A 23412-nucleotide genomic window follows, 5' to 3' on the forward strand; every position below is an offset into this window, starting at 1 on the left:
CAGGAAAACATATGAACAAGAAAGTTATTATCGGAATAGCAGCCGTCGTGCTCGTAGCCGGAGGCGTCTGGTTCTTCACAGGCAAATCGGCTAAAGGTGGCATCCGGCTCGAAACAGCCAAAGTAGGCCGCAGCTCCATCTCCAACACAGTGACGGCAACCGGAACGGTCGAGCCGGTAACGGAAGTCGAAGTCGGTACCCAGGTATCCGGCATCATCGACAAGCTGTATGCCGACTACAACGATGTGGTGAAAGCAGGACAACTGATTGCAGAAATGGATAAAGTGAACCTGAAAGCCGAACTCGCTTCCGCCCAGGCACAACTGGCCAGCAGCAAGAGTGAATACGAATACCAGCAAAAGAATTATGCACGCAGCAAAGTTCTTTTCGACAAGAAACTGATAAGCGACTCCGATTACGAAACGGCGACTTACAATTATGAGAAGTCGAAAGCCGCTTACGAACAGAGCCAGGCCTCGATGGTGAAGGTAAACCGCAACCTGGAATACGCCACCATCACCAGCCCGATCGACGGCGTTGTCATCAACCGTGCCGTTGAAGAAGGACAGACGGTAGCCGCCGGCTTCGAAACCCCGACCCTGTTCACCATCGCCGCCGACCTAACGAAGATGCAGGTGATCGCCGATGTGGATGAAGCCGATATAGGTAATGTAGAAGACGGACAGCGCGTCAGCTTCACCGTAGATGCTTACCCGAACGATGTGTTCGAAGGGACAGTCAAACAGATACGCCTGGGCGACAGCAGTAGCAGCAGCAGTTCATCTACCTCTACTTCCACCGTCGTGACGTACGAAGTGGTTATCACTGCCGACAATCCCGATCTGAAATTGAAACCGCGTCTGACGGCCAACGTGACGATCTACACGCTCGAACGCGATAATGTGCTGACCGTACCGACCAAATCACTCCGCTTCGTCCCGGAAGAAGAATTACTGTTGGGAACCGGACTCACAGCTGAGAACAGCGCACAGGAAGCACCCGCCGGCAAACGCCTTATCTGGGTAAAACAAGGACAGCAACTGCTTCCGAAAGTGATCACCGTAGGTTCCACCAGCGGCAACATGATCGAAGTAACCGACGGACTGACCGAAGGCGAAGAGATCGCAGTGGATATGGCTTCCAACGGAGCAGCCCCGGTAGCCGCCGCAACGGAAAAGAGCCCGTTCATGCCAGGCCCTCCGGGAGGAAACAAGAAGAAATAAAAACAGTTGACAAGTGACAGTTGACAGTTAAATAAGCAGAACAATGAAAGAGATCATCAAACTAGATAATATCAAGCGCGATTTCCAGGTCGGCGACGAAACCGTCCATGCCTTGCGTGGCGTAAGCTTCACGATATACGAAGGCGAATTCGTCACCATCATGGGAACCTCCGGCTCGGGGAAAAGTACGCTGCTGAATACGTTGGGATGTCTCGACACACCGACCAAAGGCGAGTATTACCTCGACGGCGTATCCGTCCGTACGATGGGAAAGAACGCCCGTGCCACGCTGCGCAACCGTAAGATCGGCTTCGTGTTCCAGAGCTACAACCTGTTACCCAAGACAACAGCCGTTGAGAACGTGGAACTCCCGCTGATGTATAACCCCAACTACAGCGCCTCGGCCCGCCACGAGAAAGCCGTACAGGCACTCATAGCCGTAGGGTTGGGCGACCGCCTGATGCACAAAAGCAACCAGATGTCGGGCGGACAGATGCAACGTGTAGCCATCGCCCGCGCCCTGGTGAACGACCCGGCCGTGATCCTGGCCGACGAAGCGACCGGTAACCTGGATACGCGCACCTCGTTCGAGATCCTGGTACTTTTCCAGAAGCTCCATGCCGAAGGACGTACGATCATCTTCGTGACCCATAATCCGGAGATCGCCCAATACAGCAGCCGCAACATCACCCTGCGCGACGGCCATGTGACATCGGATACGGTGAATACCAACATACAGAATGCGGCAGAGGCGTTAGCCAAACTGCCGAAAAACGACGACTAACAATGAACGGAACAAACCTCATAAAAATAGCTCTCCGCGCCCTCGCCAACAACAAGTTGCGCGGTTTCCTGACCATGCTAGGCATCATCATCGGCGTAGCTTCGGTGATCACGATGCTGGCCATCGGGCAGGGGTCGAAGCGGAGCATACAAGCCCAGATCAGCGAGATGGGTTCCAACATGATCATGATACACCCCGGCGCCGATACGCGAGGTGGCGTACGTCAGGATGCATCCGCCATGGAAACGCTGAAGCTGGAAGACTATCAGAACATTGTCGACGAAACGCGCTATGTCTCTGCCGTCTCCCCTTCGGTGAACAGCAGCGGACAGGCAATCTATGGCGCCAACAACACACCGACAACGGTCTACGGTATCAGCCCCGACTATCTGGAAATACGCCGCTACAAAGTGGGCGACGGTGAAATGTTCACCGAACAGGACATCCAGACCGCCGCCAAAGTATGCGTAGTCGGTAAAACCGTAGTCGACAACCTTTTCACGGGCGGCGAAAGCCCCGTAGGAAAAGTCATACGTTTTCAGAAATTACCTTTCCGCATCGTAGGCGTGCTGGAAAGCAAAGGATACAACAGCATGGGAATGGACCAGGACGACCTAATCTTAGCTCCATACACAACTATTCAGAAAAAAGTCCTGGCCATCACCCATCTGCAAGGCATTACCTGTTCGGCCCTCAAAGAGGAATACACCGACCAGGCCATTGATGAGATAACAGAAATACTGCGCCGCAACCATAAGTTGAAGGAAAGTGACGATGATGATTTTACCATCCGTAGTCAGCAGGAGTTGAGCACGATGTTGACAAGCACTACGGACATGATGACCGTGCTGTTGGCGGCTGTGGCCGGTATTTCGTTACTCGTTGGTGGTATCGGTATTATGAACATCATGTACGTCAGCGTTACGGAACGTACCCGCGAGATCGGTCTCCGTATGAGTATCGGAGCCAAAGGGATCGACATCCTGGCGCAGTTCCTGATCGAGTCTATCCTGATCAGCGTAACGGGCGGACTGATAGGAGTGGTGCTGGGCGTAGGAGCCGCCCTGATCGTGAATGTGGTAGCCCACTTCCCGATCTACATACAACCGTGGAGCGTGATGCTGTCGTTCGCCGTCTGTACCGTCACGGGAGTATTCTTCGGATGGTATCCGGCTAAGAAAGCGGCACAGCTCGACCCGATCGAAGCGATACGTTACGAATAAATTAATATCTTTGTGAGTATGAATACAGAAGGAACAACACAGACACATGTATCCCCCCCGATAAAAGGAATGGGCAGCATCATCCATATGGCTGCCTGGGGGATCCTGATCGGCCTGCCCTTTTTCTTTACGGGCAGGGAGACGCAGGAAGTCACTGTTCAGAGTTATATACGGTTCGTTATCGTTCCGCTCTCCTTCATGCTGGTGTTCTATGTGAACTACTTCCTTCTGGTGAAACAATTCCTGTTTTCCAAGCACGGTTGGAAGTTCTTTCTCAGCAATGTACTACTGATCGCAGCGACAATCGTGTTGGTACACCTCCTGATGCATATGTTGCCCCCTCCGGAGTTCCATCACCCGCGTCAGGAGAAGGAATTGAAAGAGGTCATCGGCTTTTTCTTCGGCAATGCCATGCTTTACGGCCTGGTAGCAGGTCTTAGCGTAGCCATCAAAATGACGAGCGGCTGGTATCAGGTGGAGTCGGAACGCCGCGAACTGGAAAAGAGCCGCGCCGAAGCCGAATTGCAAAACCTGAAAAGCCAGCTGAACCCGCACTTCCTGTTCAACACGCTGAATAACATCTACAGCCTGATTGCCTTCAGTCCCGAACGGGCACAGGAAGCCGTGCACGACCTGAGTCGCCTGCTCCGTTACGTGCTTTACGAAAGCAGCCAGCAACTTGTTCTCCTGGAAAAGGAACTCGACTTTATCCGCAATTATGTGGAACTGATGCGCATCCGCCTGCCGGAAAATGTAGAACTGAAAACCGAGATATCATCCCTCAGACCGGATGCGGAAATCGCCCCGCTCCTGTTCATTTCGCTTATCGAGAATGCCTTCAAGCACGGGGTAAGCAACAACAAACCGTCATACATCCATCTGGATATCCACCAGAACGGCGACCTGGTTGTCTGTTACCTGCGCAACAGCTATTTCCCGAAAGATGCAGAACAGGACAAAAGCGGCTCGGGCATCGGCATCCGCAACCTGAAGAAACGCTTGGCCCTGCTCTATCCCAACCGGCATATTTTCTCGTGCGGAGTAGACGGCGACAGCTATTACTGTATGTTGGAGTTACAACTCGGAAACGAACCAAAAGACGAAAGCGTATGAAACTGACATGTGCCATCATCGACGACGAACCGCTGGCTATCAGCCTGCTGGAAAGTTATGTGAATAAGACGCCGTTCCTCAGCCTGGCGGGAAAATACAACAGTGCCGTCAACGCGCTCCCCATCCTCAGCAAAGAGCCCGTCGACCTGCTTTTCCTCGACATCCAGATGCCGGAGCTCAACGGGATGGAGTTCTCCCGTATCCTCGAAGGTGACACACGTATTATCTTTACCACCGCTTTCAGCCAGTACGCGCTCGACAGCTACAAAGTGAATGCACTCGACTACCTGCTGAAACCGATCAGCTATCCCGATTTCCTGAAATCGGCCAACAAAGCCCTGCAATGGTACGAACTGCTGCGCGAAGGCCAATCCCATCCGGAGACAACCGCCCCGGGTACGGACAGTCCGCGAACTGCCCACACAATCGAAAGCATCTTCATCAAAACAGAATACAAACTGATGCAGATCGAGCTCCGTAAGATCTTATATATCGAAGGATTGAAGGATTACGTCAAAATATATGTGGAAGACGAGCCCCGCCCGATCCTTTCACTGATGAGTATGAAAAGCCTGGAAGATATGCTGCCGACCGACCGCTTCATCCGTGTGCACCGTTCCTTCATCGTGCAACCCGAAAAGATCAAAGTGATCGAACGCAACCGCATCGTATTCGGCAAAGAATATATCCCGATCTCCGACAACTACAAACAGAAGTTCATGGAGTTCCTGGCACAAAGGGCATTACTGCCCTAAGAAGTTGACAAGAGACAGTAGACAACTGTCAACTAAAAAAGCTGCAACAACAACTTTTCGAGCCCTTTCGTCATTTCGCCCATACTACAGGAATAGTTGTTAGAGAAAACGGCAACGGCATACTGCTTGCCGTCTTTTGTTATATATCCGGCATAACTTCTCACCCCGGTGATGCCACCGCTTTTCAGACGAGCCTTTCCCTGAAGCTTACTTCCTTTCAACAGGTTGCGTACCGAACCTTCGACGCCTGCCTGCGGTAATGAAGCAATAAAAGCATCCGATGCATCCGACTTCGTAGCCATATAAACCAGCATATCGGCGATAAAGCCGGCCGAAACCTTATCAGCCGGAGCCAGTCCGCTACCGTCGTTCATCCGTAGCGGGAAGATATCCAGCCCTTTCTTCTTCCAATGGTCTGCAACCACCTTCACCCCCCGTCCGAAAGAAGAGATCACTTCATTCTTCCGTGGCTGATATTGCAATCCAACGGTCTTAACCAATGCATCCGCAAACAAGTTATGGCTGACATGGTTGGTGACGCTCGCAATCTCCTTCAAAGTAGGAGAATAGGTGGTGACGACCGTTTTCCTGTTACCCTCCTTCCATCTACCCGCTTCCGACTCGATCCGGTAGCAGGTCGGTTTTCCCGTCACCTCGATACCTGCGCGTTCCAGCCCTGTAGTCACGTAACCTGCCAGGAACAAGGCCGGATCGGGAATATCCCCTTTCAGTATATACCCGTCGCGGTTGGCAGGAAGGACACCGTATAAATAACGCTCGCCGGCCAACGGCGCACCGATAATATAAGCACTGTCGGAAGCCACCGGAGCCGTTTCCAGATAATTGATAAAACGGACGGACGGCAAGGCGGGATCAGTCCCCACCACGACCGGACGGCTACCGGAAACACCCGTTTTCAGGGAGAGTTTATACATATTGTCGAACACCGAAAGGCCATAGCTTCCCGGCGCATAATAATTCCCCATATCCTCACGCAGCCATTTGATAGACGATCCTTCGGTATCGAAAATGCTTTCGTCGGACACAACCGCCCCGTTTATCTTCCGGATACCGGCTTTCTTCAGCGCCGCGATCCATTCGGGCATAAACTTGTTCTTTGCCGGCGTATAAGTACCCCTGTCGGGTGCGAAGTGGGACGATCCCAGCGACGGGTCGCCGCTGCCTTTTATATAAAGGTTACCGTTCAACACCCCTTCCCTGATCGTTCCGTCATACTCCAGCGTCGTCTCAAAACGATAATCTTCGCCCAGTATTTCCAGAGCCGTTGCAGTTGCCACCGTCTTCAGTACCGAAGCGGGCGACACCAGGCGGTCTGTGTCGTAACTATACAAGGTCTTTCCATCCTGCAGGTCTTTTACCACGATCGAAAAAGTGGCCCCTTTCATGTAGGGGGCATTCAGCAACTGCTTTACAGGCTGGGGAGTCTGTGTTTGCGCCTGCGCCTGTGGCAGGTAAGAACAGCAGAGTATCAGGGCGGTACATAATATTTTCTTTATCATCTTGTTATCCTATTCTACTTTATTCTATCTTTGTTGCAGGCAAAGATAAAAATTATAATATGAACTCATTGTTTCAACGACCATTTACATTCGACCGGGTGGCCCGTATTGTTTTCAGCATAGTGATCATCGGCGGATTGCTCTATCTGGTCACAGTCTTACGGAATGCGCTGCTTCCTTTCCTGATCGCCTGGCTGCTGGCCTATATGATGCAACCTTTCGTAAAGTTTTTCCAATACAAGCTCAAACTGAAAAGCCGTATCCTGGCGATCATTGCGGTTATCATTTCCGCTTCGCTGGTGATCGGTCTGGCTGCTGCCCTGGTCGTACCGTCCGTCGCCCAGGAAGCCGACAGGACACTGAGCCTGATGCGCACGCATAATCCGGGTGCCGGTCATGTCCCGCTTATTCCCGAGTCGTGGATCGAATATCTTGAAACGAATGTCGATATCAACCAGTTGATGGAGCTGCTCAGCCGCGAAAACATACAGAATGCGATCAAACAGCTGGCGCCGAAGGTGTGGAGCATCCTGTCGAACACCTTCTCCATCCTGTTCAGCATCACGATCATCTTCGTTATATTATTGTATTTCATATTTATCCTGCTCGATTACGAAAAGATCGCCAACGGCTGGATCGAACTGATCCCCGCCCGCCAGCGCACCTTTGTGAAAGGGCTGGCCGATGATGTGGAGATGAGTATGAACCGTTATTTCCGCGGGCAGTCGCTGATTGCTTTATGTGTCGGTGTCTTACTGGCTATCGGTTTCAAGATCGTAGGGTTCCCGCTGGCCGTTACGCTGGGGCTGTTCATCGGCGTTCTGAATCTGATCCCCTATTTGCAGGCTATCGGCATCATCCCGATGATTATCCTCAGCCTGCTTAAATCGGCGGAGACAGGGCAAAACTTCTGGATCATCTTCGGACTGGGTCTGCTGGTGCTCGGGATCGTGCAGTGCATACAGGATTTATACCTCACCCCGCGCATCATGGGAAAGGCAATGGGATTAAATCCGGCCATTATCCTTCTTTCGCTCTCCATCTGGGGAACTTTACTGGGATTTATCGGACTGATCATCGCTCTACCGCTCACGACACTCTGTCTGTCTTATTATAAGCGCTTTATCTTGCTGGAAGAGGATATCATCCCTCCTGCCCCAGCCGATAATCAACCGCCGGAAGAAAAATAATTGCACTTTTTTTGAAAATATTCGCCCTTGCTATTGCAAATTCAAAAATAAACCCTACCTTTGCACCCGCAATACAGAAGTAAAGCACACCGCAATACAGAGTATGCAAATGATGATTCGCTAGCTCAGCTGGTAGAGCACATCCCTTTTAAGGATGGGGTCCTGGGTTCGAACCCCAGGCGGATCACTGAAACAATAAGAAGAATCAAGCAAATCCCTGATAATCAAACATTATCAGGGATTTCTTTTTTCTGGCAGGTAGCAGAAAATAGCCGTTTCAAGCATATTATCGGTGGATAAATCGTGGGACTAAAATTTAGTCTAAAAAAGTCCCACGAATTTGCACCTTTCTCGCTGATTCATAGTCTTTTGCATAGACTTACTTTGGAAGAGAATACATAGTTTTGTAACTTTAAAAACGATGTAAAAATGGCTCGAAAATCATTTTCTGTATTGTTCTTCATCAAGAAAGGCAAATTATTAAAGAACGGAGAAGCACCCGTGTGCATGAGAATCACCGTAAACGGCTGTATGGTAGATATTTCTATCAAAAGAAGCTGTCCCGTAAATCTATGGAATCAGGCAAAAGAAAATTCAAAAGGCAAAGACCGTATGTCGGTGGAATTGAACCACTACTTAGAAATCACACGCTCGCACGTACACCAAATTTATAGAGAATTGGAAACTTCCGGCAAGGTTATCACTGTTGATCTTGTTAGAAAACTGTTTTATGGTGTGGATGAAGATAACAAAACACTCTTGCAGGTATTCAGGGAGCATAACGAACAAAGCCGTAAGTTGATAGGCAAAGACTTCGTAAGTAAGACCGTTCAACGGTATGAAACCACTACCCGATATTTGGAGGAATTCATCAAGAAAGAATATCAGTTATCAGATATTGCCCTGAATAACTTGGAAGCCAACTTCATTTCTAAGTTCGATGCTTTCTTGAAAATAGAAAAAGGTTGTGCGCAGAACTCCGCTATCACCCGATTGAAGAATTTGAAGAAGATTATCCGCATTGCTTTGGAAAACGACTGGATAAAGAAAGATCCGTTTGCTTACTACCGCTTCAAATTGGAAGAAACCGATCCTGAATTTCTGACAATGGACGAGATTAAGATCATTCTTGCCAAAGAGTTCACCATTAAGCGAGTAGAACAGGTACGTGACGTTTTTGTTTTTTGCATTTTTACAGGCTTGGCGTTCAGCGATGTGAAAGACTTATCACCTGAACACTTGGTAAAAGATAACAAAGGGGAACTTTGGATAAGAAAGAACCGCCAAAAGACAAAAATCATGTGTAACATTCCTGTGCTACCTGTGGCAGCTTCTATACTTGAAAAGTATAAAAATGTGGCAGAATGTACCGGAAAACTATTGCCAGTATTGAGCAATCAGCGCATGAACAGTTATTTGAAAGAAATTGCCGATGTATGCGGGTTGCAGAAAAATCTGTGCACACATTCAGCCCGACATTCCTATGCCACAAGCATTTGTCTTGCAAATGGCGTAAGTATGGAAAATGTAGCCAAGATGTTAGGTCATGCAAATACCAGCGTGACAAAACACTACGCACGGGTACTGGATCAGAATATTCTAAAAGATATGCAGAAAGTAAATAACTGTTTATCAGAACTGGCTATATAATAAAGGTAGTAGTCAATATAGAAAAGGATTGGGAAGAATGAATTTCATTTTCTCAATCCTTTTCTTTTAAAGTAAGCTTTCCAGAACTCAATATGAAGCATTGACAAAGATAAGTTCCGTATTTAGCCTGTTCAAGTCCAAGCCTTCGGTTTAGATGAAAATCTTCCTCTCATTTCATTTCGAGCGTATTTTCATCTAAAGACTTGTACAGACTAAATACTTCACTGAAAAAGTCAATGATTCAAATTAAATTCCGAAAAACAATGTTTTCGAGGGTAGCAGGTTATTCTTTCCAACTTTCAAAGTAGTGCCTTTGGAGCAGCTTATCAATATCACTTTGGCGGTAGATAATCTTTCCTTTTATCTGGATAAAGGGGATTAGCCCTGTATCTCGCCATTCTTGCAGGGTTCGCAAACTGACATTCAGTGTTTTGGAAACTTCATTATTAGAAAGAAAGCGTTCCCCGTTCAGGTGGGGCTTGTAATACTTTACTATAGTTTCAATACCATTCAGCATTGAATCGAGCGAAGAAATAAATTCTTTGACTAGTGGGGTATCTTTATTTATTAGTTCCATGATTGAAAGATTGTTTTATTGAAATATTGATTTCAAGATGGCTAGATGGCAGACTAGTTGCGCAGATAGTCACCCAGCGATGAAATGCTAAGTACGTCTTTTGCCGGATCATAATCTATATAGAACCGTTTGGATGTAATGGCAATAAAATATTGGCTACCATCTTGCTGTATCTCATAAGTAGCGGGTGAAGCCTGTTTGGTCGTTTCTGATACATATATAATAGAAAGAAGATAATCTTTGTCATTTCGGTAGATGATAACCGTAGGATTCAGATTAATGCTTTCCCATGTACCGACAATGGAAAACAGGTTGAAGAATGGATAATTTTCTTTAGTTCTTTTCATAAGGCGCGATTTGTTTGGGTGATTGATTCTGTGTTTCACTGTCCGCAATAATTCTTTCAATATCGGAAGACTTATAATAAATCTTGCTACCAATTTGAGAATAAGCTAGCCGTCCACTACTTCGGTAATATTGCAGCGTTCGCTTACTAAAACCTAACAACAGGCACACTTCCTGGCTATCCAGCCAGTTTTCTACCTTCTGAGTATGAGGACTGCACAAACTCTCTATCCGCTTGGCAAATTCCGTGAACCTTTCGCAGACATACGAAAATGTTCTTTTCTCAATGGTTACTACTTCCATACTTTTAATTTTTAATGGTTTATAAAACGTGTTGATTCTATTTCACCAGCAAATGAAAGAAGAATCAAGAGTCGTTTTCAAAACTGTCTGAAAGTGACATGGTAAAGCTACTAATGTCTAACTTCTAAAGTTATACATAAGAATCTATGGAAGTTAAAATAGTAAACTCACCAGTTCATGAAAAAAATTATGAACTAATTGTTTGAAGCACTATTCAATAAGCGATTCAATTATTTGCTACTACTATAGTGTATCAAAATAGAATTCTGATTATCAGCTTTTACAATATAAAAACAAAATAGGGAATGGGTAGATGGGTAGAAACGAGCGAACTACTTTAGTTTACTGTGGTTTTCCATTGTTTCAAATAACCTTACTACACAGTAAGAACTATTTTTGAATTAATCCAATAGTCCAAGTTTTCGGGCATAATTAATAGCCTCAACAACATTGTCTGTATTCATTTTTTGAAGAATATTTTGTCTGTGATTGTTTACTGTATGAATACTTATCGAAAGACTATCCGATATTTCTTTACTGAACATGCCTTTATTTACCAGTTTCAGTATTTCCACTTCTCGTTTAGTTAACTTTATATTTGTTTCTTCGGTCAAAGGGAAAGGTGTCATTTCTCCTGTTTTATTATTGACAAGCCGAAATTTTATCTCATCCATATCTTTTTGGTCAGGGGATAAATCAACTACCCCTAAAACCAAAAAGGGATTACCAATTTCATCTATTTCTAAAACCTGATGCTGACTAATCACTCTTACATATTTTTTCTTTGCATTTAAAATTCTAAATTCAAAGATATGCTTGTAATCTTTTCTACATTCAATAGGCTGGCTATAGTAAAAGCCAAGTAACCTTTTTTGAATAGTGCTAAAGATCATAAAATCATCAGGATGAATATATTTCTCTAAGTAGTTGTGTTCAATCGAAGGGTCTTTAAGTTTTTCGATGTCGTATCCAAAAAATGTATTGAAATTTGGAGATGTATATAAAAATCTATTATTATATTCTATAAGAAACACACAACTATTGTTCACTCTTGACAATAGCTCTACATACGATTTATATTTTTCTAAGCTCATGAATGTTCCCAAATATGATGATAATTCACTATTGATAATAGCCCTTGACTACTCTACCTTTGCAAAGGTAACTAAATGAAAGGAGAGAATTTATGAAAACTGCAATAATCTACTATTCAAAGCATGGAACAACTGAAAGAGTTGCACATCTTATAGGAGAAAAATTAAGTCCTGAACTAGAATATATATCATTGAAAGAGTTCCATAATCCTGATATTCAAGGTTATGATAGAATTATTCTTGGAACTTCTATTTACGCTGGGTACCCAGGAAGATTAATGAGTAAATTCTGCAATAAGAATCGCGCTCAGTTAGAACAGAAGATTATAGCATTATTTATTTGCGGAATGAACGATACTCAAGAAGTTGAGCAACTTAAAAAAGCTTTCCCCGAATATCTACACTCAAATGCTGTCGCCGAAGCAATCTTAGGTGGTGAGTTTCTGTTTGACAAAATGAATTTCATAGAAAAGTTTATTACGAGAAAGATTAGCAAAGTAGTGTGTTCTGTTTCAAATCTACGATATGATGCAATAACGGTATTTTTAGATAAAATGAATAATATAAGGAAGTGATATATGATGAAAGTCAGTAACAATAAAAGAGATATTTTGATTTTTCGGACTTCTATTACGACCGAATTAGAAATAGAAAGAATAAACATACTATTTGCTCAATACTCGCAGATTCATAAATGGAATGTGGATTTTGAAGATTGGAAAAAAGTATTACGCATAGAGAGCCACGGTATTACAGAAACTGATGTTATAAATATATTGCAAACAATCAATATTTATATATCAGAACTAGAATAGTTTGATTATAAAACATTATCGCAAATAAGCATATTAAATGTAGACAATATATTTATTGGTTTTATTCACCATTTAAAATTATGCTTATGAACAAATTATTAAGAACAGAACTTTTCAACCTTTTGATTGAAAAGTCTAAAGAGGAAGTCAATAACAATGTAATGCAAAATGCCTATGACGAGTTTATCGAAAAAATTAGAGACATAAGTAATGAAAATGATTATTCAACTACTTATCGTATTCTTGTAGCTACCCGTATTGAGATAGCTTCACTTGAAACAATACCTCTTTACGGTCAGGGGGGAAAATGCGCTTAAAAAGCAGTTTCTACAAAAGACATTGGCTATTATCAATTCAGAACTGGAGCTATTGAATCTAAAAATTCAATATCCAGCCCCGTTTCAAAACAAAAAAAATGGTAATCCACAATCGCCACTCTATCTGACAGATGAAACTAACCTTGTTGAAATCATGGAACTGGTTAGCGGATTATTCCTATCTAAGAGAGTGATAAACCATGCCGGGAAAGAAGCACCATTAACAGAAATCGGACGAGCGTTTGAACATCTCTTCAATATCAAATTTGGGGATATCCACAAAAAGCATGAAAGTGTAATTTGTCGGCAAGCTAATAAACGAATCGAATTTTTAGATATACTTCGCAAAGCTATTACTAAAGAAAATCAAAAGAAAGGCTATCTATAAATCAGCAACTTACCAACAAATGTTAGGGGTGTAGTATATCTACTCCCCTAACTTATTTGCACCCATTTGCCGAACTTTGCTTCATCAATCGATTGAGAACAATAATGTTAAACTAAAAATTGAAGCAAAATGTATATAGACAACGAAAATTTCGATAAGTGGATGGAAAGGCTCTCGAAGAAACTTGGGGAGATAGGTCAAAACCTGCAATCTCTTATCAATACCGATAAAGTGCTGGATGAAAACGACCGACTGTTAGACAATCAGGATTTAGCTTTCCTGCTGAAAGTATCTTTCCGAACCTTGCAGCGTTATCGGGCAAGTGGTAAACTACCTTTCTTTATGATTAGTCATAAAACCTATTATCGGGCATCCGACATTCGGGCATTCGTTCAGGAAAATGCCGATTGTAAAACCTATGAACGATTTAAAAAGGAAAATCAACTCGATAAGCAAACCGAAGCAAAAAAGGCGGATAATTCATCCGTTCTGTAGAGTGCCATCACGCCCCATTTAGCAGAAACCACCTAGATCTGCGGCTCGGCTCATTTCGCTAAATGAAGCAAGAGGGAACTGGACAAGTCCTGTTCTTCCCTCTTGCCCTGCGGGGCAAAGCCTTCGGCTTTAGCGTGTTACAAGAACACGCTGTAATGACACCTGTAATAATCATTTTCTTTGCAACGCTTATTATCAGGTATTTATCTATCCATATTTCTATAAAAAAGTAATTACTATGCCAAACAGCAGTCGGAAAACAATATTTACTACCATTTCCATAGATAAGGAAACGGCAGCTTTGGTAGAGAAGATATGCAAACGCTATTTACTGAAAAAGAGTGAAGTTGTAAAGTTGGCATTCGGGTATATAGATAAGGCACATATCAATCCATCGGAAGCTCCTGAATCCGTAAAATCGGAACTGGCGAAAATAAATAAGAGACAGGATGATATTATCCGCTTCATCCGTTACTATGAGGAAGAACAACTGAATCCCATGATACGGGCTACAAATTCTATCGCTTTGCGTTTCGATGCCATTGGCAAAACTTTAGAAACTCTTATTCTCTCTCAACTGGAAGCCAGTCAGGAGAGACAAACAGCCGTACTTAAAAAGTTAAGTGAACAGTTCTGTAATCATGCCGATGTGATAAATAAACAATCCAAACAGATCAATGCACTCTACCAGATACACCAACGGGATTATAAGAAGTTACTTCAACTGATACAACTTTATTCGGAACTTTCTGCTTGTGGTGTGATGGATAGCAAACGGAAAGAAAACCTGAAAGACGAAATCGGCAACCTGATAAATACATAAACTCATGCACATAGATTTTGCCCCACCATCTAACGGTACATATAATAATGCTGGTAGTAGCCGACAGCTAGCTAATTACATGGAACATGAAGATTTGGAACGGATGGAGAAGGGTATCTATACCGAAGGCTTCTTCAATCTGACAGAGGATAACATCTATAAATCAACTGTCATAAAAGATATAGATGCCAATATCGGGCAACTATTGAAAACAGATGCAAAGTTTTTCGCTATTCATGTCAGCCCATCGGAAAGTGAACTTCGGACAATGGGGAACACTGAACAGGAGAAAGCCGAAGCAATGAAAAGATATATTCGTGAAGTATTTATTCCTGAATATGCAAAGAACTTTAATAAAGGATTATCCGAAGCCGATATAAAGTTCTATGGTAAGATACATTTTAACCGCAACCGTTCCAACAATGAACTGAATATGCACTGTCATTTGGTAGTGAGCCGGAAAGACCAAGCCAATAAAAAGAAGCTATCACCACTTACCAATCATAAGAACACAAAGAAAGGGACGGTAACAGGTGGCTTTGACCGTGTGAACCTATTCCAACGGACGGAACAAGGATTTAATAAGCTGTTCGGTTACAACCGACCGCTAGCCGAAACATTCGAGTATTGTAACACCATTAAAAACGGTAGTATGCCAAATAAATTGAAAATACAGGAAAAAGAAATATTTTTTGCCAATGAAAAGAGTCATGAAAATATGGGATTACGAAAATCCACAGTTACAAAAGTAGATTTAAATACATCAGTACAACAAATCAATACGACGGCAGATAAGCAAAACAACAATGATTCGACTTCATCTGCAAATAAATCAACCATCCAAAACAGGTTATCTTCTTTATTTTCTATTCTTCCATTGGCTACTGATATTTCATTAGACGATAACCTACAACAACCCAATCTAAAGAAAAAGAAGAAGCCTAGATTAAAATTATAAGATTCTAACTTATGTGCTATTGTTGCCATAGAATTCTATAACCAGTATACAGACAAGACAAAATGTCACATAAGAATATTGTGACAAAGGAACCCATCTCTTTTTATGACATTGTGTCCGCATTTCACACGTGGCATATTATTTGGTTATTTTTTTATAACGACTGTTAGGTCATAATCTATTTTTGAAAGACAAGCTATCTGAATATTATACATCTATTACTTTTAGTCTTAAGTGTTATATTCCCCTAATCTGTTTTTCTTTATTATTAAAAACAATAAATAAAACATAATTCATGGCTATTATTACCAAAAACAGACTCTCTGAAATATCAAATAATAAATCAGGGGGATACACACAAAAATCAATTATTCTAAATGAATCAAGAAGCTATAGTAGAGGTTTCTATAAAACATCTATATTTTTATCACACAGCCATCTTGATAGAGATTATATAACTGATACTGTCGTTTTTCTCAGAAAAATGGGAGTAAACGTCTATATAGATTGGATGGATGATAATATGCCGAAAGAAACTAGCGGTAAAACTGCAGATATTTTGAAACAAAAAATAAAAGAGAATGATAAATTTATATTTCTAGCAACGAATAATTCTATATCCTCAAAATGGTGTAATTGGGAAATAGGCTTTGGTGATGCACATAAATATATAGATAGGATTGCACTACTTCCTTTAGCTGACAACTATACAGAGTGGAAAGGGAATGAGTATCTCCAAATCTACCCTCATATTGTTGAATCAGATTATACAAATGATTATTACAAGGTTATTTTCCCTGATGGAAAGGAAATGAGTCTTTATGAATGGTTAAACCGTTAATTATTAAATATTATGAAGAAAAGAGTTTTTATTAGTTTTGATTTTGATAACAACTTAAGTCTAAAAAATCTACTTGTAGGTCAAGCAAAAAATCCGGATTCTCCTTTTGAGATATCTGATTGGTCATTGAAAGAAGCTGCTCCTGAATGGGATTGGATGTATAAAGCCGAACAGAAAATAAAATGTTCAGACATTGTAGTTGTAATCGCTGGTACATATACTTATTGTGCTTCTGGAGTGAAAAAAGAAATTGCGTTGGCAAGAAAGCATGACAAGAAAGTAGTCCAAATTAAACCTATTGGAACGAATCCAATAAGGGTTTATGATGCAGGTGTAATGTACGATTGGACTTGGGAAAATCTCAAAAATTTACTATCATAATATGAAAGCTGAATTTGAACCTTTCGTTAGAGATTTCGTTAATCATCTACGGGATAATAATGTTGCAATATTTGCAGGTGCAGGACTTTCGAAGGCTGCAGGTTATGTTAATTGGAAAGAATTATTAGAAGAAATAGCAGAAGATGTTGGGTTAAAAATAGAGCTGGAAGAAGATTTGATATCTTTGGCTCAATACCATGTAAATCAAAATAATAGACATAAAATAAATCAGAAAATATTAGATGAATTTGTTGAAGGGAGTAACCCTACTGAAAATCATGTAATATTAAGTAGATTACCAATTGCAACATATTGGACTACAAATTACGATAAGTTATTAGAAGACAGTTTAGCCAAAAATCACAAAAGATATGATGTTAAAATAAGAGAAACAGATTTTCATCATTCAATACACAGAAGGGATGCTGTCATTTATAAAATGCATGGCGATGTAAGCAACCCCTCAGAGGCCGTAATTACTAAAGAGGATTATGAGAGATACTATTTATATCATAATTCGTTTTTAACAGCATTAAATGGAGACTTGACTACTAAAACCTTTCTATTTCTCGGCTTTAGCTTTACAGACCCTAACATAACATATATAATTAGCCGTCTTAATAATGTTATTGATAAGAAGTCAAGTAGGCAACATTATTTATTTCTAAAAAGACCTGTTATAGGGGATAGTAACATAACAAATGAGGCTGAATTAGACTATGCGAAAACAAAACAAAGACTTCTGATTGATGATTTAAAAATAAGATATAATATAAAGGCTTTGTTGATTGATGAGTTCTCTGAAATTACTGATGTCTTAAAAGAGATAGAGAGAAGATATAAAAAGCAAACAATTTTCATATCTGGCAGTTCATGTGGAGAGTATGGGAGATTTGGAGAAAAACGAGCTACTGATTTCATACATAATCTAACCAAGCAGATTATACAAAAATCTTATACAATCGTAAATGGTTTCGGTGTTGGCGTTGGAAGTGCAGTCATTAATGGAGCTCTTGATGCAATTGATTCTGAACCTCAAAAATTCAGCGACTCACAATTAGTCATGAAACCTTTTCCACAATTTGTACCTGAAGGAAAAAATATTCAAGAGCTATGGGAAGCTTATCGTAAAAGGATTATTCCAATAGCAGGCATTGCTATTTTTGTTTTTGGGAATAAAAAAGATACTACTGGAAATGTCGTACTTGCTGACGGTGTCAAAAAGGAATTTAATATTGCTATAGAAAATGGAGTGATTCCAATACCTATTGCAGCAACTGGTTACATGAGTAAAGAGATATTTGATCTTATTTCAGAAGACTCATCTAAGTATCTCGCTCCTTATAACTGGCTGTGGAAAGAATTATGTCAAATGAACTCAGATGTAATATCAGAGAATGAGATAATAGACAAAGTTATTAATATAATTTTAAAATTAAACAAATAATGGGAAGAAGAGTATTTACTAGTTTTCATTATATTCCAGATAACTGGCGAGCTAGTCAGATCAGGAATATGGGTAAAATTGAAGGAAACGGTATTGTTTCTGCAAATAAATGGGAAGAGGTTACCAAAGGAGGTAATAAAGCTATCGAAAAATGGATAGATGATAACATGAGTGGTAAATCTTGTGTTATTGTTTTAGTTGGTGAAAATACCGCAAATAGAAAATGGATAGATTATGAGATAAAAAAAGCATGGGAAGAAGAACGTGGTATTTTTGGAATATATATTCATAATCTAAAAGATCGAGATGGTAATCAAGCCAATAAAGGTGATAATCCATTTGATGGTTTTACTATCAATGGAAAATCAATGTCATCTATTGTAAAATGCTACAATCCACCATATAAAACTAGTACAAATGTTTATGAGTACATAGAAAATAATATTGAAGATTGGATTGAAGAAGCGATAGAGATTCGTGATAAATATTAATAGTACGGCACGAAAACACTACAATATATTTGTAGCAAAAATAAAATGCTCTATCTTTGTCTCCAGTATTCTCCATGAGCAAACTACCGCAAAAGCACGTAGCAAATTAGTGGGATAATTCATGGGATAATTCATGGGATATGCTTGAAGCTAAAAATATAAAGTTTTAAATATCAGCGTGGTAACTCTTCAAGGAGAATCCCAGGCGGATCACCAAGAAAACAGCTTCAGATTTATTCTGAAGCTGTTTTTCTTTTATAACCTGCCAAAGTTATTCACAACTAGATTACCCGCTATTGTTTACAACTATCACACAAAATAATCAATCAAAAGATTATTAGCCAATTAACCTGTTGATAACTCTGTTGATAAACCTGTTAAGAAGGGGAAATACAGCCTATCCCCATCATCCCCCTTTCCTTTTCTTCCCGAAATCCAACAAGAACCCCAGCAACGCCATAATAAACTCAAAAATAGACTTCAACTTACTCATACTGATTGATTTTAAATGATTAATAAAAAATGTTCGAACCTTACCGCTCTCCTTACAACTCCTCCTGCCGCAACAACCCGTCGACCAGCGGAGCGATCTGCCGTGCAATCCGGGTAAGCATTTCCTCATAAGCAGCCCTGTTGTCACTGTTCACTTCACTGATGTAGCGGCTGTAAGCGATCTCACGGGCATAGGCTGCGGGGAAGTTGCTTACGGTGGCGGCCGGGCGGTAGGCCGTGGATATGAGGCGGGCGAAATCGAGAAAGCTGTTTTCAGCGGTATCATAGCGGCGAAATAAAAGGCCGTTTTTCCCCTGGTCGGTCTTGCCGCCATGCCAGTAGGCGTTGACGACACCGTAACCCGTCAGTCCGAAAAAGTTATTATACTCCTGCGCCAGCGTGCTCTCACCCCAGCCGCTCTCGATGGCCGACTGTGCGAGGATGACGACCGGATTGATCCGGTACAGATTCCCCGCCATACGTGCGGCGGGGAAATAAAATTCTACAAATCTCTGTTTGTCCATTGGTAAATAGGGTTAGCGGTTATTATTCGATTACAGGACGATCGTCTTCCCCACCACCGGCGGGCGGAGTGGTAGGCGTGAGGGTCGTACGTTCCCCTTTGACCGTTTGCGTCATGTTACGCAAGAGGGAGCCGGGCCGGAAACGCAGGCGGGGCTTCTTTAGTAATGTGGATGAAAAATCATCTTCAGTGACACTCCCTTTGCTGCCGAGCAGTAACTGGAAGTTGCCGAGTTCCCCAAATTGCACCACCTCCCCGCGCCCGAGCGCCTTTGCTGCAAACAGGTTCATACGGTCAAGAACCAGTTTGACATCGCCACTCGAAGCCGTGGAACTCTCTGCGATCAGTTCACATAACTCTTCAAACGAACAGGTACGGGTTGCCCGCGTCTGCGCATAATAGAGTTTCTCTTTTCCTGCTTCTACATTCTTACTCATGTTTTTTCTCAGAACCAAATGATACTTTACTGCCATAACGTGATTGTTTTTAATGATTAATGAATTGTGTTGTAATTAATTACAATATAAAGATACGACAACCGGGCACCCCTGCTGATGCCCGATGTGACCGAACGTGACAAGACAGCACTTTATTTCGTTTAAATCAATTCAAAGCCTTGTTATTCTTATCTTTAATGCGTATATTTATAGAAACAAACAACGATATCATGGAACAAAAAGCATTCGTCATCCGCGCCTACGGTGTCGGTGAACTGGCCGGACTATACAACCCCCATCTTTCCCACCGCGGAGCCGTCATGCAACTCCGCCGCTGGATCAACCATCATGGCATCCTCAAAGAAAAACTAACCGCCCTGGGCTACCATCCCGGCATACGTTGCTTCACCCCGAAACAGGTGGCCTGTATCGTAGAACATTTAGGGGAACCTTGAACACGAACTAGAAAATAGGGGTCGGGAGCTATTTTATTTCGGACGGGGGCGGAAGCTGACAGGACGGGAGCTATGGCGAGGGTGGACGTGGTGAAGGTTGGGGGATGGGTTCCCGTGACTTCTGTATGGTAGCGGGAGCTTTTATAACGTGGGATAACGGGAATTATGGATAGTCCACATACAGAAGTTTACGGAAAAGCGATCTTTCCTCCACCACCTCCACCCTGTCGGTTCAGAAAGGAAGAGAAGGGTCGGGAGATTTGGTGTCATCGCGGGGATTTTGCGGGGTGCTATCCGGCTGTTTTTCCGGCGTTTGTTCATTGTTGTTTTCGTAGGAAGTTATTCCCAGCTGCACGGACTTTACTTCGTCGAAGGTTAGCTCTATCACGGAAAAAAGACGGGTGCCGCGCCGGATCGTATATTCAAACTCCGCCCTTTTCAGCATCTTACCCAGGTTATTCACATTGATCGGCGTGATAGGCAAACGCGTCTTTTCGGCTATCTTGGCGATAATCTCGCTACTGGAAAGCAGTTGCGGATGCTCAAAACGAACCGGTTTACGGAAGAAAGTGTAAAATAACTCCTCCTCGGGACTCGTCTGCTGGAAAGGCTCGTTATTACGGTTCACCTCCGCAATGTCGGAATCGGAAAACCAGAACTTGAAACCATCCTTATACAATGCCAGCGCCTGCGCATAAACACCCTTGTAATCGACCGGGCTCAGGTAGTCGATCCGGCTGGCCTCGAAGCAGAGGAAACGGCGCGAACCGGTGCGGTCGGTCAGCACCTGGCTGTCGTTGACCGTGGCAGCGAAGGAAGCGCGGCGGTCGTACGTCTCGGCGTTATGGGCATAGGCACGGCGTTCGCGTACGTAGTTTTTCGTGATCATCGCCTTCAGGCGGTTCAGCTCCATGCGGCTCTGCCCCGATAGCTCGTCGAGGACGATCAGGATGCAGTCGCTCAACAAGAGGGAACTGTCTTTCGAAGCCGGATCGAGGTTGCCGGAATAGGTGTAGCGGCGCAGTTCGGGCGGTACCAGGTTGCGGCACCAGGTGGTCTTACCCAATCCCTGGTCGCCACTCAGCAGCAAGACCGTGTGGTTCTCCTTCCCCTCGTCTATTGCACAGGCCACCACTGCCACGAGCCATTTGCGAAGGCAGTTCAACCAATATTCGGGGCGGTTGGTGCTGACGGTCGCTGCCAGCCGGGCGATATGGTCGGTCTCCCCGTCCCAGGCAGGCAGTTTACCGAAATAAGATTTGAACGGGTCGTATTCCTTGCTGAAATCGGAATGGATCACCGAGCGCAATTCCGAGATCTTACAGAAGATTCCCTGCAATTGGAGATTACACCAGACCGTATTCTCCCAATAATCGGTGACGGGGAGATACTCTTTATACCGCTTCCGCTTCTCCCGGTATTCGATCATGCCGCGTACCACATTCTTACGCAACGTAAAATACTCCGACAGGTATTGCTGTATCATTTCCACCTTTTTGCCGTTCACCTTCTGGGGAAGGGTGTTGTATTCCTCCCGGTTGTTGCAGGCGCTCGCCACCGCATTATTGCATTCTTCGGACGAGAGATCGGCGAAATTGGCCGTACAATAGTCCACCAGGTTCTGCGCAGGAACACCCATACGGTTGCACAGGCAGGCAAAGCGGTAGACATAATTGTTGCGGTTGCCTTCGCAATAAGCTTCCTGTTTGTCCATCCTTTTGCGGGCAGCGGCCAGTAGCTTCGCAGGATCGGCAGGGACAGCCGCTTTCCTGGGGCGTTTGGCCTGAGGAGCGAGCAAAGGCAGGCCGTCGGGCAACCCTTCCCCGGTACGCAGCCATCCGGTAAAACGGGGCGAGAGGTATAACTCCGGATCATACGAAACGAAACAGAGCCGTCCGGCATCGCTGCCCGATGCGTCGATCTCTACTTTAAGCAGGTCGGTGTACCATTCCTTCAGGGTGTTGTAGATGGCACGGTGGTTGCGGGGGTGAAGTTCGATATCGACTGCCGTGTAAGCGATAATCTTCAGTCCTCTTGCACCGGGGCTCAGAAAACTGCAAACCGTATAGGGGGCGTCGTTCACCTGTTTGCGCAAGCGGGAAATATCAGCAGGGTTGAGGTTGTCGATATCGAGTATCTGCAAGGGGTTATATCCCGTCAGTTGCTCGATGCGGCGGGCGTTGCGGTAGGTGGCCGATACGGTAAAGGCCGGCAATGCCTTTTTGATGCGTTCGGCAGTCGACGTGTCGCCGGCTTGCAGGGCAGCACGATGGAGATTGACAGGGACTTCATACTTTCCGCAAAGGATATCGTCGAGAATAGTAAACAGCGGCATATTTCCTCCGCAAATTCTGAAATTGGTAAACAAGGTTGCTTCAATCATAGCGTATAAAATTTAATAGTTATCCGGCTATCCGGTATGAAACGAAGGTACAGGAAACCATTGGATGGCTTCCTGACTTTTTGGTTTTCTTATGAAAAAGCATCGTTCGGAAAATTCTTGTCGATATACTCTTTCACGGCGGCTACCAGGCTGTCGAACTTGAGGTAGTCTTTTTTCTTGTCGTACCTGATCCTGACTACTTCGTCGATAGCCCGCAGGAACTTTTTCAGCTTCGACGTACCGTTTACTTTCCACTTCCTGCTGCTCAATAGCGGGTAGATAAGCCTGACAAACTCGTTTGTCTCGCCACAGAAAATGATCTTCTCCTCCTCTACCATATCTTGTTCGATGATAGCGTGGTCGAGTAGTTTGTTAATACTCCGGCAGCT

At 43.5% G+C, this 23412-nt stretch carries 28 protein-coding genes and 1 tRNA gene; 20 read left to right on the forward strand and 9 right to left on the reverse strand.

Annotated features, from left to right (window positions below; translation table 11 throughout):
• The first annotated feature begins 11 nt into the window (after positions 1-11).
• From HMPREF1212_RS18370 to HMPREF1212_RS18390, 5 genes are read left to right on the forward strand one after another with little or no spacing between them, the layout of a single operon-like run.
• On the forward strand, positions 12-1223 hold the full coding sequence (locus HMPREF1212_RS18370; protein ID WP_028727109.1) for an efflux RND transporter periplasmic adaptor subunit: 1212 nt from the start codon (positions 12-14) through the stop codon (positions 1221-1223).
• Between the two features lie 43 nt (positions 1224-1266).
• Positions 1267-2007, forward strand: a complete 741-nt coding sequence (locus tag HMPREF1212_RS18375; RefSeq protein ID WP_028727110.1) for an ABC transporter ATP-binding protein — start codon at positions 1267-1269, stop codon at positions 2005-2007.
• A 2-nt stretch (positions 2008-2009) separates the two neighbouring features.
• Positions 2010-3230, forward strand: coding sequence for an ABC transporter permease (locus tag HMPREF1212_RS18380; RefSeq protein ID WP_028727111.1), 1221 nt, complete (start codon positions 2010-2012; stop codon positions 3228-3230).
• An 18-nt stretch (positions 3231-3248) separates the two neighbouring features.
• The gene (locus HMPREF1212_RS18385) at positions 3249-4343 is read left to right on the forward strand and encodes a sensor histidine kinase (protein ID WP_046150610.1); all 1095 of its coding nucleotides are present in this window, start codon (positions 3249-3251) and stop codon (positions 4341-4343) included.
• Positions 4340-5098 (forward strand): LytR/AlgR family response regulator transcription factor, encoded by a 759-nt coding sequence (locus HMPREF1212_RS18390; protein WP_046150611.1) that lies wholly within the window; start codon positions 4340-4342, stop codon positions 5096-5098. The genes HMPREF1212_RS18385 and HMPREF1212_RS18390 overlap by 4 nt, the downstream gene beginning before the upstream one ends.
• 32 nt (positions 5099-5130) lie before the next feature.
• Here the strand turns inward: HMPREF1212_RS18390 and dacB are convergent, their stop codons facing one another.
• Entirely contained in the window at positions 5131-6618 is a 1488-nt protein-coding gene (gene dacB / locus HMPREF1212_RS18395) for a D-alanyl-D-alanine carboxypeptidase/D-alanyl-D-alanine endopeptidase (RefSeq protein ID WP_046150612.1), read from the reverse strand.
• Positions 6619-6677: 59 nt separating this feature from the next.
• Here dacB and HMPREF1212_RS18400 point away from each other — a divergent pair, with 59 nt between their 5' ends.
• From HMPREF1212_RS18400 to HMPREF1212_RS18410, 3 genes are all read left to right on the forward strand, one after another.
• Positions 6678-7808 carry an AI-2E family transporter gene (locus HMPREF1212_RS18400; protein WP_046150613.1) on the forward strand — a complete coding sequence of 377 codons (1131 nt, stop codon included), beginning with the start codon at positions 6678-6680 and terminating at the stop codon, positions 7806-7808.
• A 114-nt stretch (positions 7809-7922) separates the two neighbouring features.
• Positions 7923-7995: transfer RNA gene (locus tag HMPREF1212_RS18405), tRNA-Lys, on the forward strand.
• Between the two features lie 242 nt (positions 7996-8237).
• Positions 8238-9458, forward strand: a complete 1221-nt coding sequence (locus tag HMPREF1212_RS18410; RefSeq protein ID WP_046150614.1) for a site-specific integrase — start codon at positions 8238-8240, stop codon at positions 9456-9458.
• Positions 9459-9741: 283 nt separating this feature from the next.
• Here the strand turns inward: HMPREF1212_RS18410 and HMPREF1212_RS18415 are convergent, their stop codons facing one another.
• The 4 genes from HMPREF1212_RS18415 to HMPREF1212_RS18430 form a co-directional block, all read right to left on the reverse strand.
• Complete coding sequence (locus HMPREF1212_RS18415; RefSeq protein WP_046150615.1) at positions 9742-10035, reverse strand: helix-turn-helix domain-containing protein; 294 nt, start codon at positions 10033-10035, stop codon at positions 9742-9744.
• 53 nt (positions 10036-10088) lie between these two features.
• Complete coding sequence (locus HMPREF1212_RS18420) at positions 10089-10382, reverse strand: DUF3876 domain-containing protein (RefSeq protein ID WP_046150616.1); 294 nt, start codon at positions 10380-10382, stop codon at positions 10089-10091.
• Entirely contained in the window at positions 10369-10683 is a 315-nt protein-coding gene (locus HMPREF1212_RS18425; protein ID WP_046150617.1) for a helix-turn-helix domain-containing protein, read from the reverse strand. Before HMPREF1212_RS18425 ends, HMPREF1212_RS18420 begins: the two co-directional genes overlap by 14 nt.
• A 401-nt stretch (positions 10684-11084) precedes the next feature.
• The gene (locus HMPREF1212_RS18430; protein WP_028728993.1) at positions 11085-11777 is read right to left on the reverse strand and encodes a LuxR C-terminal-related transcriptional regulator; all 693 of its coding nucleotides are present in this window, start codon (positions 11775-11777) and stop codon (positions 11085-11087) included.
• Between the two features lie 92 nt (positions 11778-11869).
• Here HMPREF1212_RS18430 and HMPREF1212_RS18435 point away from each other — a divergent pair, with 92 nt between their 5' ends.
• From HMPREF1212_RS18435 to HMPREF1212_RS18485, 11 genes are all read left to right on the forward strand, one after another.
• Positions 11870-12352: a flavodoxin domain-containing protein gene (locus tag HMPREF1212_RS18435; RefSeq protein ID WP_028728994.1), complete on the forward strand. Its 483-nt coding sequence runs from the start codon at positions 11870-11872 to the stop codon at positions 12350-12352.
• A gap of 3 nt (positions 12353-12355) precedes the next feature.
• Positions 12356-12592 carry a hypothetical protein gene (locus HMPREF1212_RS18440; RefSeq protein ID WP_046150618.1) on the forward strand — a complete coding sequence of 79 codons (237 nt, stop codon included), beginning with the start codon at positions 12356-12358 and terminating at the stop codon, positions 12590-12592.
• Positions 12593-12678: 86 nt separating this feature from the next.
• On the forward strand, positions 12679-12909 hold the full coding sequence (locus tag HMPREF1212_RS18445; protein ID WP_028728996.1) for a hypothetical protein: 231 nt from the start codon (positions 12679-12681) through the stop codon (positions 12907-12909).
• Positions 12866-13297 (forward strand): RteC domain-containing protein, encoded by a 432-nt coding sequence (locus HMPREF1212_RS18450; RefSeq protein WP_046150619.1) that lies wholly within the window; start codon positions 12866-12868, stop codon positions 13295-13297. The genes HMPREF1212_RS18445 and HMPREF1212_RS18450 overlap by 44 nt, the downstream gene beginning before the upstream one ends.
• Positions 13298-13426: 129 nt before the next feature.
• Complete coding sequence (locus HMPREF1212_RS18455; RefSeq protein ID WP_028728998.1) at positions 13427-13792, forward strand: helix-turn-helix domain-containing protein; 366 nt, start codon at positions 13427-13429, stop codon at positions 13790-13792.
• A 238-nt stretch (positions 13793-14030) separates the two neighbouring features.
• A complete protein-coding gene (locus HMPREF1212_RS18460) occupies positions 14031-14615 on the forward strand; it encodes a BfmA/BtgA family mobilization protein (RefSeq protein ID WP_046150620.1) in 585 nt (194 codons plus the stop codon).
• Positions 14616-14619: 4 nt separating this feature from the next.
• Complete coding sequence (locus tag HMPREF1212_RS18465) at positions 14620-15573, forward strand: DUF5712 family protein (protein WP_046150621.1); 954 nt, start codon at positions 14620-14622, stop codon at positions 15571-15573.
• 295 nt (positions 15574-15868) lie between these two features.
• Positions 15869-16414 (forward strand): TIR domain-containing protein, encoded by a 546-nt coding sequence (locus HMPREF1212_RS18470; RefSeq protein ID WP_046150622.1) that lies wholly within the window; start codon positions 15869-15871, stop codon positions 16412-16414.
• Between the two features lie 12 nt (positions 16415-16426).
• Positions 16427-16795: a TIR domain-containing protein gene (locus tag HMPREF1212_RS18475; RefSeq protein WP_046150623.1), complete on the forward strand. Its 369-nt coding sequence runs from the start codon at positions 16427-16429 to the stop codon at positions 16793-16795.
• Between the two features lies 1 nt (position 16796).
• Positions 16797-18242 (forward strand): SIR2 family protein, encoded by a 1446-nt coding sequence (locus HMPREF1212_RS18480; protein WP_046150624.1) that lies wholly within the window; start codon positions 16797-16799, stop codon positions 18240-18242.
• Positions 18242-18733: a TIR domain-containing protein gene (locus HMPREF1212_RS18485; protein ID WP_046150625.1), complete on the forward strand. Its 492-nt coding sequence runs from the start codon at positions 18242-18244 to the stop codon at positions 18731-18733. Before HMPREF1212_RS18480 ends, HMPREF1212_RS18485 begins: the two co-directional genes overlap by 1 nt.
• 545 nt (positions 18734-19278) lie before the next feature.
• Here HMPREF1212_RS18485 and HMPREF1212_RS18490 read toward each other — a convergent pair.
• Positions 19279-19749 (reverse strand): glucosaminidase domain-containing protein, encoded by a 471-nt coding sequence (locus HMPREF1212_RS18490; RefSeq protein ID WP_046150626.1) that lies wholly within the window; start codon positions 19747-19749, stop codon positions 19279-19281.
• A 22-nt stretch (positions 19750-19771) separates the two neighbouring features.
• Entirely contained in the window at positions 19772-20221 is a 450-nt protein-coding gene (locus HMPREF1212_RS18495) for an HU family DNA-binding protein (protein ID WP_046150627.1), read from the reverse strand.
• A gap of 194 nt (positions 20222-20415) precedes the next feature.
• On the opposite strand from HMPREF1212_RS18495, the gene HMPREF1212_RS18500 reads away from it, so the two are divergent.
• Positions 20416-20640 (forward strand): DUF4248 domain-containing protein, encoded by a 225-nt coding sequence (locus tag HMPREF1212_RS18500; RefSeq protein WP_046151229.1) that lies wholly within the window; start codon positions 20416-20418, stop codon positions 20638-20640.
• 232 nt (positions 20641-20872) lie between these two features.
• On the opposite strand, the gene HMPREF1212_RS18505 is transcribed toward HMPREF1212_RS18500, so the two are convergent.
• Complete coding sequence (locus HMPREF1212_RS18505; RefSeq protein ID WP_046150628.1) at positions 20873-23023, reverse strand: VapE domain-containing protein; 2151 nt, start codon at positions 23021-23023, stop codon at positions 20873-20875.
• An 89-nt stretch (positions 23024-23112) separates the two neighbouring features.
• Positions 23113-23361, reverse strand: a complete 249-nt coding sequence (locus tag HMPREF1212_RS18510) for a hypothetical protein (RefSeq protein ID WP_052725047.1) — start codon at positions 23359-23361, stop codon at positions 23113-23115.
• Between the last annotated feature and the right edge of the window lie 51 nt (positions 23362-23412).

The organism is Parabacteroides sp. HGS0025 (assembly GCF_000969845.1).
Lineage (GTDB): Bacteria > Bacteroidota > Bacteroidia > Bacteroidales > Tannerellaceae > Parabacteroides > Parabacteroides gordonii.

Coding starts and splice junctions, on each gene's coding strand:
- HMPREF1212_RS18500 (WP_046151229.1), top strand. CDS start 20,416: ATGGAACAAAAAGCATTCGTCATCCGCGCCTACGGTGTCGGTGAACTG.
- HMPREF1212_RS18420 (WP_046150616.1), bottom strand. CDS start 10,382: ATGAAAAGAACTAAAGAAAATTATCCATTCTTCAACCTGTTTTCCATT.
- HMPREF1212_RS18480 (WP_046150624.1), top strand. CDS start 16,797: ATGAAAGCTGAATTTGAACCTTTCGTTAGAGATTTCGTTAATCATCTA.
- HMPREF1212_RS18430 (WP_028728993.1), bottom strand. CDS start 11,777: ATGAGCTTAGAAAAATATAAATCGTATGTAGAGCTATTGTCAAGAGTG.
- HMPREF1212_RS18475 (WP_046150623.1), top strand. CDS start 16,427: ATGAAGAAAAGAGTTTTTATTAGTTTTGATTTTGATAACAACTTAAGT.
- HMPREF1212_RS18510 (WP_052725047.1), bottom strand. CDS start 23,361: ATGGTAGAGGAGGAGAAGATCATTTTCTGTGGCGAGACAAACGAGTTT.
- HMPREF1212_RS18485 (WP_046150625.1), top strand. CDS start 18,242: ATGGGAAGAAGAGTATTTACTAGTTTTCATTATATTCCAGATAACTGG.
- HMPREF1212_RS18375 (WP_028727110.1), top strand. CDS start 1,267: ATGAAAGAGATCATCAAACTAGATAATATCAAGCGCGATTTCCAGGTC.
- HMPREF1212_RS18400 (WP_046150613.1), top strand. CDS start 6,678: ATGAACTCATTGTTTCAACGACCATTTACATTCGACCGGGTGGCCCGT.
- HMPREF1212_RS18370 (WP_028727109.1), top strand. CDS start 12: ATGAACAAGAAAGTTATTATCGGAATAGCAGCCGTCGTGCTCGTAGCC.
- HMPREF1212_RS18440 (WP_046150618.1), top strand. CDS start 12,356: ATGATGAAAGTCAGTAACAATAAAAGAGATATTTTGATTTTTCGGACT.
- HMPREF1212_RS18495 (WP_046150627.1), bottom strand. CDS start 20,221: ATGGCAGTAAAGTATCATTTGGTTCTGAGAAAAAACATGAGTAAGAAT.
- HMPREF1212_RS18490 (WP_046150626.1), bottom strand. CDS start 19,749: ATGGACAAACAGAGATTTGTAGAATTTTATTTCCCCGCCGCACGTATG.
- HMPREF1212_RS18425 (WP_046150617.1), bottom strand. CDS start 10,683: ATGGAAGTAGTAACCATTGAGAAAAGAACATTTTCGTATGTCTGCGAA.
- HMPREF1212_RS18465 (WP_046150621.1), top strand. CDS start 14,620: ATGCACATAGATTTTGCCCCACCATCTAACGGTACATATAATAATGCT.
- HMPREF1212_RS18445 (WP_028728996.1), top strand. CDS start 12,679: ATGAACAAATTATTAAGAACAGAACTTTTCAACCTTTTGATTGAAAAG.
- HMPREF1212_RS18460 (WP_046150620.1), top strand. CDS start 14,031: ATGCCAAACAGCAGTCGGAAAACAATATTTACTACCATTTCCATAGAT.
- HMPREF1212_RS18435 (WP_028728994.1), top strand. CDS start 11,870: ATGAAAACTGCAATAATCTACTATTCAAAGCATGGAACAACTGAAAGA.
- HMPREF1212_RS18505 (WP_046150628.1), bottom strand. CDS start 23,023: ATGATTGAAGCAACCTTGTTTACCAATTTCAGAATTTGCGGAGGAAAT.
- HMPREF1212_RS18380 (WP_028727111.1), top strand. CDS start 2,010: ATGAACGGAACAAACCTCATAAAAATAGCTCTCCGCGCCCTCGCCAAC.
- HMPREF1212_RS18455 (WP_028728998.1), top strand. CDS start 13,427: ATGTATATAGACAACGAAAATTTCGATAAGTGGATGGAAAGGCTCTCG.
- HMPREF1212_RS18385 (WP_046150610.1), top strand. CDS start 3,249: ATGAATACAGAAGGAACAACACAGACACATGTATCCCCCCCGATAAAA.
- HMPREF1212_RS18390 (WP_046150611.1), top strand. CDS start 4,340: ATGAAACTGACATGTGCCATCATCGACGACGAACCGCTGGCTATCAGC.
- HMPREF1212_RS18410 (WP_046150614.1), top strand. CDS start 8,238: ATGGCTCGAAAATCATTTTCTGTATTGTTCTTCATCAAGAAAGGCAAA.
- dacB (WP_046150612.1), bottom strand. CDS start 6,618: ATGATAAAGAAAATATTATGTACCGCCCTGATACTCTGCTGTTCTTAC.
- HMPREF1212_RS18470 (WP_046150622.1), top strand. CDS start 15,869: ATGGCTATTATTACCAAAAACAGACTCTCTGAAATATCAAATAATAAA.
- HMPREF1212_RS18415 (WP_046150615.1), bottom strand. CDS start 10,035: ATGGAACTAATAAATAAAGATACCCCACTAGTCAAAGAATTTATTTCT.